General features: G+C 58.8%; 8 protein-coding genes and 1 pseudogene. 2 read left to right on the top strand and 7 right to left on the bottom strand.

The window, feature by feature from the left end:
* Positions 1 to 921 (top strand): ATP-binding protein (locus C9413_RS20925; RefSeq protein ID WP_170250853.1); only part of this gene is annotated, 921 nt, incomplete at its 5' end.
* Here C9413_RS20925 and C9413_RS20920 read toward each other — a convergent pair.
* The 5 genes from C9413_RS20920 to cyoA all read right to left on the bottom strand — a co-directional run bounded on the left by C9413_RS20920 (position 824) and on the right by cyoA (position 5,894).
* Entirely contained in the window at positions 824 to 1,528 is a 705-nt protein-coding gene (locus tag C9413_RS20920) for an SURF1 family protein (RefSeq protein ID WP_246703809.1), read from the bottom strand. The two genes, C9413_RS20925 and C9413_RS20920, sit on opposite strands and share 98 nt — an antisense overlap.
* A gap of 104 nt (positions 1,529 to 1,632) precedes the next feature.
* Entirely contained in the window at positions 1,633 to 2,034 is a 402-nt protein-coding gene (gene cyoD / locus C9413_RS20915) for a cytochrome o ubiquinol oxidase subunit IV (RefSeq protein WP_022716674.1), read from the bottom strand.
* Positions 2,031 to 2,651 (bottom strand): cytochrome o ubiquinol oxidase subunit III, encoded by a 621-nt coding sequence (gene cyoC, locus C9413_RS20910; RefSeq protein WP_040116518.1) that lies wholly within the window; start codon positions 2,649 to 2,651, stop codon positions 2,031 to 2,033. The genes cyoD and cyoC overlap by 4 nt, the downstream gene beginning before the upstream one ends.
* A gap of 5 nt (positions 2,652 to 2,656) precedes the next feature.
* Positions 2,657 to 4,660 carry a cytochrome o ubiquinol oxidase subunit I gene (cyoB, locus tag C9413_RS20905; RefSeq protein ID WP_040115150.1) on the bottom strand — a complete coding sequence of 668 codons (2,004 nt, stop codon included), beginning with the start codon at positions 4,658 to 4,660 and terminating at the stop codon, positions 2,657 to 2,659.
* Between the two features lie 46 nt (positions 4,661 to 4,706).
* Positions 4,707 to 5,894 (bottom strand): ubiquinol oxidase subunit II, encoded by a 1,188-nt coding sequence (gene cyoA / locus C9413_RS20900; RefSeq protein ID WP_040116519.1) that lies wholly within the window; start codon positions 5,892 to 5,894, stop codon positions 4,707 to 4,709.
* A gap of 363 nt (positions 5,895 to 6,257) precedes the next feature.
* Here cyoA and C9413_RS20895 point away from each other — a divergent pair, with 363 nt between their 5' ends.
* Positions 6,258 to 7,592: an MFS transporter gene (locus C9413_RS20895; protein WP_040115151.1), complete on the top strand. Its 1,335-nt coding sequence runs from the start codon at positions 6,258 to 6,260 to the stop codon at positions 7,590 to 7,592.
* 95 nt (positions 7,593 to 7,687) lie between these two features.
* On the opposite strand, the gene C9413_RS20890 is transcribed toward C9413_RS20895, so the two are convergent.
* Together C9413_RS20890 and C9413_RS20885 are read right to left on the bottom strand one after the other, a co-directional pair.
* The gene (locus C9413_RS20890; protein ID WP_040115152.1) at positions 7,688 to 8,158 is read right to left on the bottom strand and encodes a Crp/Fnr family transcriptional regulator; all 471 of its coding nucleotides are present in this window, start codon (positions 8,156 to 8,158) and stop codon (positions 7,688 to 7,690) included.
* A 107-nt stretch (positions 8,159 to 8,265) separates the two neighbouring features.
* Positions 8,266 to 9,769 (bottom strand): annotated as a pseudogene (locus C9413_RS20885) (ABC transporter ATP-binding protein); the annotation flags it as partial.

Raw genomic sequence — 9,769 nt, 5'->3', positions numbered from 1 at the left:
ATGCTGCAGCGTTCGCTCGGGCCGCTGACCATGCTTGAAATCGATGTGCTGCCGGGCGCTCCAACAATTGCCACCGATCCCAACCAGCTCGAAACAGCAATCCTCAATCTGATTGTGAACGCGCGTGATGCCATGCCGCGCGGAGGGAAAATCACAGTGAGAGCGCAGGAACGGACGGTAGGCCAAAGGGACGGGATCCTTCCGCCCGGTGCGTATCTATGTCTTTCGGTCATCGACGGCGGAGAGGGCATGGACGAAGAGACACTTGAACAGGCGACGACACCCTTCTTCACGACGAAGGGTGTCGGGAAAGGCACCGGTCTCGGATTGCCGATGGTTCAAGGGCTCGCTGCGCAGTCAGGCGGCCGGCTCGTCTTGAAGAGCCGCCTCGGTGAAGGCACGGTCGCCGAGCTTTGGTTCCCTGCGGTCCAGGCGCAGGATGACGCACCGGTAGAGCTCCCGGAAACAGCGGCCGATCATCCCGGCCTTTTGCGCTCGCTGCGCATCCTGGCCGTCGACGACGACAGTCTCGTGCTCATGAACACGGTTTTGATGCTTGAGGACCTCGGCTACGACGTCATCGAGGCGGCATCGGCCGCCGATGCGCTGGCCATCCTTTCCAGCGAACAGGTCGACCTTGTCATCTCCGACCATGCCATGCCGCGGATGACGGGTGCAGAGCTTGCGGAGGTGATCCGCCGTGATCGGCCGCACATGCCGATCATCCTTGCCACGGGCTATGCCGACATTCCGCCCGGCGGCGGCCTCATCGACCTGCCGCGTCTCGGAAAGCCCTTCTCGCAGGTACAGCTTGCCGAGGCAATCAGCCGGACGATTGCCACGGCCAGTGCGTCCGAACCTCGCTTCGGATCACGAATCCCAGCAGGCCCGCCACCATCAGCGCCAAGCCAAACCATGTGATCGCATAGACGAGGTGGTTGTTCGCAAAGACGATGCGCGTCAGTCCGCCGATCGGCAGACCACCGGGATTGGGAGTGTTGTCGGCATCGATGAAATACTCGGCAGCGTCGGCCACGTGCTTTTCCGCCGCGATTGCAGCTACATCGCGGGAGTACCAGCGGCCCGAGGCCGGGTCGTTCGATTGTAGCAACGAACCCTTCGGTTCCGTGATCCGCATCAGCCCTGTGATCGTGACCTGACCGGAGAGTTGGCCGGACGGCCGGGTTTGCGGATCGCGCCTGGCGGTCGGCACGAAGCCGCGGTTGATCAAGACCGTCTGGCCCTCACGAAGCGATAGCGGTGTCATCACCCAAAAGCCTGTACCCAGCTCGGTTGAGGCATAGACCAGCGTCTCCTTGCTGTTCTGCAATGTGCCGGTGGCCGTCACACGGCGGTATTCGTCGTCTGCAGCATGGACTGCCCTTCCTGTCGGGGCCGGGGCCGGCTCGGCGTGGACCCGTTGATCGATCCGAGCAATGAGGTCACGTTTCCAGGACAGCCGCTCCACCTGCCAGAGGCCGAGAGCCACGAAACCTGCCATCGAAAGAAGCATCAAGCTGCACAGCATTGCCAGCCGGATTGATGGTCGGCGGCGTTCTTTCGGCAAGGGAAAGCTGTCTGGCATGGCGGAAAACCTGCACGGGCGGCCTTGCCGTCGCGCGCTCGACACCCCTAGGGCATGTTCTTCATCATTTCAGGGCTCATCGGCATCATATTGGTATTCAGATGATGCATGACCCAAAGCGAGCCGGAAAGCGCGATCGCCACGATCACGATCGTGAAGATCAGCGCCATCATCGTCCAGCCGCCTTCCGAGCGGGTGTTCATATGCAGGAAGCAGATCATGTGAACGACGATCTGGATAGCGCCGAGCGCCATCACAAGAAAAGCAGTCACTCCCGGGCTCTCGAAGACACCGGCCATGACAAGCCAGAAGGGAATAGCGGTCAAGATGACCGAGAGGACGAAACCGATCGTATAGCTCTTCATCGAGCCGTGGCCTGCCCCGTGTCCGTGGCTATGGCCATGATGGGCTTCGTGTGCGTCCTCATGTGCGGGTGCTTGCGAACTCATCCGAGAACTCCCATCAGGTAGACGAAGGAAAAGACGCCGATCCAGACGACGTCGAGGAAGTGCCAGAACATCGAGAGGCACATGAGGCGGCGCCGGTTGGCCTCCATCAGGCCATACATCGAAACCTGCACCATCAGCGTTGCCATCCAGATGATGCCGGACGTGACGTGCAGCCCATGGGTTCCAACCAGCGTAAAGAAGGCCGAAAGGAAAGCGCTGCGCGATGGACCTGCACCCTCGTGGATCAAATGAATGAACTCATAAAGTTCAAGCCCGATGAACGCCGCGCCGAACAGGCCGGTCACCCCCAGCCACATCAGCGTGCCCGATTTGCTATTCTTTTCCATCTGGAGCATGGCGAAGCCGTAGGTGATGGAAGAAAAGAGCAGCATCGACGTGTTGACTGCCACGAGCGGCAGATCGAACAGGTCCTTCGGCGAAGGCCCTGCCGCATAATTGCGGCCAACAACGCCATAGGTCGCAAACAGCACCGCAAAGATCAGGCAGTCGCTCATGAGGTAGAGCCAGAAGCCGAGATTCGTGCTGCCTTCGGGATGATGTTCTTCGGTCAGATAGAACTCAGGCTTTTCGGCCGTGTCGATAGTATGGTTGCTCATGGTCATTACACCTGTGTCGCAAGCAATTCGGTCCTCTTGCCTTCCGTTTTGCTGACTTCTTCGGCCGGGATATAGAAGTCGCGCCTATAGTTGAAGGTATGGACGATGGTGACGACGAGCAGCGCCGCGGCGGAGGCCACGACGAGCCACCACATGTACCAGATCAGTCCGAAGGCAAGTGCCACGCTGATGGCGGAAAGGATTGCCCCGGTGCCGGTGTTCTTCGGCATGTGGATCGGCTTGAAGCCTTCGAGGGGGCGTTCGTAACCGCGGTTCTTCATGTCGTACCAACTGTCATGGTCGTGCACCACAGGGGTGAAGGCGAAGTTGTAGTCGGGCGGCGGCGACGACGTCGACCACTCAAGCGTGCGGGCATCCCATGGATCGCCTGTATGGTCGGCAAGTTCCTCGCGTCTCATGAAACTGACGACAAGCTGGACGAGGAACGACAATATGCCGAGCGCGATCAGGAAAGCACCGAAGGCTGCGATGATGAACCAGATCTGCAGCGACGGGTCCTCGAACTGCGACACGCGGCGGGTGACGCCCATCAGGCCGAGCACGTAGAGCGGCATGAAGGCGAAATAGAAGCCGGTCAGCCAGAACCAGAAGCTCATCTTTCCCCAGAAAGGATCGAGCTTGAAGCCGAAGGCCTTCGGGAACCAGTAGTTGACGCCTGCAAGCAGGCCGAACAGCACGCCACCGATGATTACATTGTGGAAATGGGCGATCAAAAACAGCGAGTTGTGCAGCACGAAGTCTGCAGGCGGAACGGCAAGCAGCACCCCGGTCATTCCGCCGATGACGAAGGTCACCATGAAGCCGACGGTCCAAAGCATCGGCACTTCATAACGGATGCGGCCGCGATACATGGTGAAGAGCCAGTTGAACATCTTCGCTCCCGTGGGGATCGAGATGATCATGGTCGTGATTCCGAAGAAGGAGTTGACGCTGGCGCCGGAACCCATGGTGAAGAAGTGATGGAGCCAGACGATGTAGGAAAGAATGGTGATGACCACTGTCGCATAGACCATCGAGGCGTAGCCGAACAGGCGCTTGCCGCAGAAGGTCGCGACCACTTCCGAGAAGATGCCGAAGGCCGGCAGAACGAGGATATAGACCTCCGGATGGCCCCAGATCCAGATGAGGTTGACATACATCATCGGATTGCCGCCGAGGTCGTTGGTGAAGAAGTTCATGCCGGCGTAGCGGTCGAGCGACAGCAGCGCAAGCGTCGCCGTCAGGATCGGAAAGGTGGCGACGATCAAGACGTTGGTGCAAAGCGAGGTCCAGGTGAAGACGGGCAGCTTCATCATGGTCATGCCAGGCGCGCGCATCTTGACGATGGTGGCGATCAGGTTGATGCCCGACAGTGTCGTCCCAACACCTGCAACCTGCAGGCCCCAGATGTAGTAGTCGACGCCGACCCCCGGACTGTAGTCGGCGCCGGAAAGCGGTGGATAGGCAAGCCAGCCGGTGCGCGCGAACTCGCCGATGAAGAGCGACAGCATGATGATGATGGCGCCGGCCGTCGTCATCCAGAAGGAGAAGTTGTTGAGAAAGGGAAAGGAGACGTCACGAGCACCGATCTGCATCGGTACCACGAAGTTCATGAGGCCCGTGACGAAGGGCATGGCCACAAAGAAGATCATGATAACGCCGTGGGCGGTAAAGACCTGGTCGTAGTGGTGCGGCGGCAGATAGCCTTCCGATCCGTTGAAGGCGATCGCTTGCTGGATCCGCATCATGATCGCGTCCGAGAAGCCGCGCAGCAGCATGATGACGGCGAGGATCACGTACATGATCCCGATTTTCTTGTGATCGACGCTGGTGATCCAGTCGCGCCACAACGGGCCCCAAAATCTATAATAGGTAATGAGGCCGACCACGGCGAGACCGCCGATGACCACGCCTATGAAGGTCGCGACGAGGATCGGCTCGTGGTAGGGGATCGCCTCAAGGGTCAACCGGCCGAAGATGAACTTCAGGAGGTCAGGATTGGAAAACATGGATTAACCCGTTCATTGGTGTCTTAGCGACGCAAAGCGCCAGGTTTTAATGGTTGCTGCCCGGTTGAGCCGGACTGCCGCTGCCGTGATCCATGCCGGGCATGGAATGACCGTCATGCGGCATCCCGGGCATGGTCTGCCCGCCCTGCTGCGGCTGGGCGTCAGGCTGCCGGGTGTTGCTGTCGGTGCCCTCGGGCTCTTGCCCGCTGCGTGCCGGCGTGCCGGTTGCAGGGAAGGTCGGGGCATTGGTGCGCTCGCCCTGTTCGGCATGGCGGTTGTCATATTCAAGCCGCTCCCGGTTTTCGGCGCTCTCCTTGCCTGCGCCGCCCATCATGTCGATGTGCATCATCTCGTTCATGCACATCTTACCGGGTGTCGCGCACATGTTGAGGATGGCCTCGAAGAGGCCGGCCTCGGCGCTGGCGTAGTAGCGCACGGGCTCTCGTTCGCTCGGCCTTTCGAGTTTCAGGTAGGCATCGCGGTTAAGCGCCGTACCTTGCGCTTTGACACGGGCGATCCAATCGTCGAAGCCCTGCTGGTTTAGACCGTGAAACTTGAAGCGCATGTGCGAGAAGCCGTCGCCGCTGTAATTGGCAGAAAAGCCTTCGTACTCGCCTTGCTTGTTGATGACGGCGTGCAACTTCGTCTGCATGCCGGGCATGGCGTAGATCTGGCCGGCGAGCGCCGGAATGTAAAAGGAGTTCATCACCGAAGACGCGGTGATCTTGAAATTGATCGGAACGTCGACCGGGGCTGCCAGTTCGTTGACGGTCGCAATGCCGAGGTCAGGATAAAAGAACAGCCATTTCCAATCGAGCGCCACGACTTCGACGTTGAGCGGCTTCGCACCAGCAGGAATCGCGCGTTCTGCATCCAGCCGGTCAAGCGCGCGGTAGGGGTCGAGCTTGTGTGTGCTGATCCAAGTGATGGCGCCGAGCGCAATGATGATGGCAAGCGGCGCTGACCAGATCACGACTTCAAGACGGGTGGAGTGATGCCATTCCGGATCATAGGTCGCCGCTGTGTTCGAGCGCCTGTATCGCCAGGCGAAGAACAGCGTGAGGAACAAGACCGGCACGATGATCAAAAGCATCAAGAAGGTCGAGACCAGAATTAGGTCTGCCTGTTGATTGGCGATATCGCCCGACGGCGACATCACCACCAGATTGCACCCTGCCAGCATGAATAGCGGCAACATGGATAGAAGGCGGGAAAACTTCATCAGTTTTTGCACGTCTCTAAGCTCTTGTTGTTTCGTCCGAACCGCGACTAAAGCACGAAACGGCATGGTGACATGAGGTGTTTGGTCGCAGTGCAGCAAATATGCCGCAATGCCGCAGAATGTCTTCACGGCCTTCTGAAAAATCCTGAAAGTCAAGAAGGATTGTGCCGGCATCAAATGTTTTTCCGGCCTATATATCCGCAAATGCGCAGTTGGCCAGTTTCGCGAGCCGTCCCGTCCGCTTTTTGCGATGTACATGTCATTTTGAGAATGGATGATGAACTATTTGCGCCGTCCGGACTTGATAACCCGGCGGGTTTGATCAAGATCGTCTTGAGGCGCTTCGTAAAAGCACCTCAACGAGGGAGGCGTTAAATGGCTGAAACACAGGTACACTACGGACCGTCATCGCGCACGCTGGAACACGACGCACGTAGAATTCACGATGACAAGCCGGTCTCGCCGGGCAGCATCGCGATCGGTGTCGTCATCGGACGCATGTCGGAATTTTTCGATTTCTTCGTTTACGGCCTGGCCTCGGTTCTCGTCTTTCCGCAGCTTGTCTTTCCCTTCGCGCCGGACCGGCTGACGGCGACGCTTTATTCTTTCGCGATCTTTTCGCTGGCGTTCCTTGCCCGCCCTGTCGGCTCCGTTGTGTTCATGACCATCGACCGGCTCTACGGCCGCGGCACAAAGCTGACGATTGCCCTCTTCCTGCTCGGTGGCTCGACGGCCTCGATTGCCTTCCTGCCCGGCTACAACGTCATCGGCTACTGGTCGATCGCCTTGCTTGCGCTTTTCCGCCTTGGACAAGGCTTTGCCCTCGGAGGCGCATGGGACGGGCTTGCTTCGTTGCTGGCGCTGAATGCGCCGGAGCGGCACCGCGGCTGGTATGCGATGATCCCGCAGCTTGGTGCGCCGATCGGTTTTGCGTTGGCGAGCACTCTGTTCGGCTTCTTCATCGCCAATCTTTCAAACGATGATTTCCTCTCCTGGGGCTGGCGCTACCCGTTCTTCGTCGCGTTCGCCATTAACGTCGTGGCCCTCTTTGCTCGCCTGCGTCTCGTCATGACGAAAGAATTCGGCACGCTTCTGGAGCAGCATGAACTGGAAGCGGCGCCAATTGTCGATGTCCTTCGCATCCACGGTCGCGATATCCTGATCGGCGCCTTCGTCCCTCTCGCAAGCTTTGCAATGTTCCATCTCGTCACCATTTTTCCGCTTGGTTGGATGAGCCTTTACGGCAGCCAACCGCTCGGCACTTTCATGGTTGTGCAGATCATCGGCGCCGCGGTCGGCATCGTCGCCATCATCGCCTCTGGCCTGATCGCCGATCGCATCGGCCGCCGAGGTCAGCTTGCCGTCTGTGCCGTGCTGATCGCGATCTTCTCCTTTATCGGCCCGATGCTCATTGCCGCCGGTGACACCGGCCAGGACGCTTTCGTCATCATCGGCTTCGGCGTGCTTGGCCTTTCGTTCGGTCAGGCTACCGGTTCGATCTCTTCGCGGTTCGGCCGCGGCTATCGCTATACGGGCGCAGCCTTCACGTCGGATCTCGCCTGGTTGGTGGGTGCGGGTTTTGCGCCGCTCGTTGCACTTGGTCTGTCCAGCCGCTTTGGCCTGCCTTTTGTCGGCTATTACCTGCTTTCGGGCGCCATCTGCACGCTTGCCGCACTTGCTTTCAGCAAGGCGCTGGAGCAGCGCGAGTAGCGACCACTGAAGCATGAAGCCTGCCGACCGCGGTGAACTGACCCCCGTTGGACAACAGCCTGCGGGGGGTTTTCATGTCCGGAACTTGCCGAAGATTACTGAAGCGCCGCCTGCGGCTGCTTTGCAGCGCGTGCGGCCGTCAATTCCGCCGTCGTATGGTTCAGGCGGTCGGCAAGGACGCGCATGATCTCGACGGCAATTTCGGGAAAATCGCTGAGAAGCTTCAGGAAATGCTCTTTGCTGATGCGCAGCACTTCCAGTGGAGAGGTAGCACGGACAGTCGCGGTGCGCGACACGTCACAGAGGATGGCAATTTCGCCGACGATGGAATTAACCTCGACGTCGGCGACTTTTATGTCGCCTGCAGGCGAATTCACGAGAATATCGGCTGTGCCGGAAAGCACCACATAGGCCGCGTCGCCCGGATCGCCCTGGTGGAAGAGATCCTGACCGGCCTTGTAGCTCATCCGATCGGAGGTGAAGGCCAAAAGCTTGAGTTTCGCCGGGGCGATCCTTGCGAAGATCGGCACCCGCCGCAGCATTTCGACTTCATCTCTCAACAGCATGAGCGTCTCACCCCCTGCCGCTTCTCCTCGCCGAAGGAGAACGCGCTTTAAAAAACTCTACTGGCATTCCCTCGCAAGAATGCCGTCTCAGCCGCCGCAATAGAATATTACGATAACAGTTCCTTGAACATCCCGTTTTTCTCGGAAAGTTCGGGATAGTTCCCCGCTTCAACTAAATCTCCGCGATTAAAAAGTAGAATCCTGTCGAAGATTTCTGCAAGTTTTGCGTTTGAAAGCACCCAGATGATCGCTGGGCGTTTACCCTCCTCGTGCAGGTCTTGGACGACGTTGCGGATGATCTGATCCTGCACACGCTGATCGAGCGCGGGAAGCGGCCGGTTGAAGATGAAATAATCCGAACGCTTCAAAAGCGCGCGGGCGAGGTTGAGTTTCTGGCGCTGAACCATCGTCAATCGCTTGCCGCCGGAACCGACGTCAAATTCAAGGCCGATCGACAACACGTCGTCGTAAAGATCAAGAGCATCGAAGAGTTCGCTCATGATGGTGCGAATACGATCGGAAGCGTCCGCCTGCTGATAGGCGATACGGCCGAACAGCACGTTGTCCATCAGCGTTGCGGAGGAGGTGAAGCGCTCGGGATCGTACCGCTCGATGAGAACGGCAAGATCATCCGGTATATGCTCGTGAAACTGCTTGCGGGCGCTCACGATCTTGGCCATCAGTTCATCGCTCAGCAAGCCGAAGCGATGGCGCGGCTCGATATAGGCAAAGCTCAGCCGGATGATCATCGAGCGCTCATCGATGCTCGCATCCTCGAACCGGCGGCTCTGCAATTTCTGCAGCAAGGCCTGATAGGTCGGAATATCATCCGCCGTCATGAAGGTCAGCTGCTGGAAAAAAGGGTGGTCGGGCGGCAGATCGTGGAAGAGTTCGACGGCGTTTTCGGCGATTTCCAGGCCCATCGCATAGAGGTCGTTGCTGAGGCCGGTATCGCGGAAAAGCTGCTGGAAATAGGGGTGAGCCGCAAGCTTGCGGTTGTTCATCATCGGTCGCTTCATCGTGCCGAAGAGCAGGTTTTCGCCGACCGTTGCCTGGGAATTGTAATTATCAAAATCAAAAGGCACGACGATGGCATCGAGGCTCTCGTCCTTCATACGCTCTCGCAGCGACTGACGCAGATCCACGATGCGTCCCGCAAGCGCCACATGCACTGTTGTATCAACCGTCGAGCGGAGGGCAAGGTCGAGGATGTCCTGCGAAATCAACACGGCATCGAGCACCGGTCGGATCGCCGTCAGCAGATCGTCCGGTCCGGTTGCCCCGGCGGCGTTGTAATCGACCCAGTCGCTGTTGAGATCAAGCGTCGGGTTGCCGGCCTTCAGCGCCTCGGCGGCATGCCATTTGAACTCTTGTGCTGCCTCGTCCTCGTAGTTGGGATCGGTCAGCGGTGCATGCTTGAGACCGTAAAGCAGGTTGTCGCGCAGCGTGCCGTGAAAAAAATAGCTATCGGAGGAAGCGTAGGAAATGCGACGGCCGGTAATCGATTCCGGCAGTTCCAGAAGGTCGCGGCCGTCGATACTGATACGGCCTGAGTCCGGCCAGACGATGCGGCCGAGCGCTTCGGCGAAAGCCTCCGCACCACTGCCGTTC

It is taken from the genome of Rhizobium sp. SEMIA 4085, from assembly GCF_013004495.1.
Taxonomy (GTDB): domain Bacteria; phylum Pseudomonadota; class Alphaproteobacteria; order Rhizobiales; family Rhizobiaceae; genus Rhizobium; species Rhizobium gallicum.
The sequence above is the reverse complement of the archived record's forward strand: the minus strand, read 5'-3'. Positions and strand labels throughout refer to the sequence as shown.